This is a genomic window from Agromyces seonyuensis (genome assembly GCF_009789225.1).
Classification (GTDB): domain Bacteria; phylum Actinomycetota; class Actinomycetes; order Actinomycetales; family Microbacteriaceae; genus Agromyces; species Agromyces seonyuensis.
This window is the reverse complement of sequence record NZ_WSTA01000169.1, coordinates 1-505: the sequence shown is the minus strand read 5'-3', so window position 1 is coordinate 505 and position 505 is coordinate 1. Positions and strand designations below refer to the sequence as shown.

Below are 505 nucleotides of genomic sequence, written 5' to 3'. Positions count from 1 at the left end.
CCGTCGGCGATCCGGATGCGCACCCGGTAGGTCTCGGTGGGCGCATCGGGATCGCCGACGGCGACGGGAATGGCGAACATGCCCCCGGACCCGCGCCATTGGCCCCATTCGCCGACGGCCTGCGTGATCGGCGCCGCGACGTCGACGCCCGCGGCGGCGCGGATCGTGTCGAGCTGGTTCGCGGTCAGACGCGGCACGCCGGGGGAGAGGAGTGTGTTCGGCGGCAGCCGCAGCGAACCGTCCGCCACCACGCTGTCGTCGCTGTCCTCGCCTCCCTCGGTCGGCTCGCCGTCGGGGCCCGCAGCGAGGGCTTCGGATGCCGCCGCCTCCGGCAGGGCGCGGACCAGGAGGTCGTACACGCCGCGCTCGGCGGGGGTCGTCCGCAGCGCGGCTTCGAGCCCCACCGGCACGAGGGCGGAGGCGGCGACGGACAGCGCGAGCGCCGCCGCGGCGAGCAGCCGCAGTCGCTCGGCACGGAGGAAGCCGCGCACGCGGCGGGTCGTCC

At 76.6% G+C, this 505-nt stretch carries 1 protein-coding gene; it reads right to left on the bottom strand.

Annotation, left to right across the window (positions count from 1 at the left end; translation table 11 throughout):
* On the bottom strand, window positions 1-505 hold a 505-nt coding region (locus GB864_RS18080; protein WP_202107369.1), incomplete at both ends, for a hypothetical protein.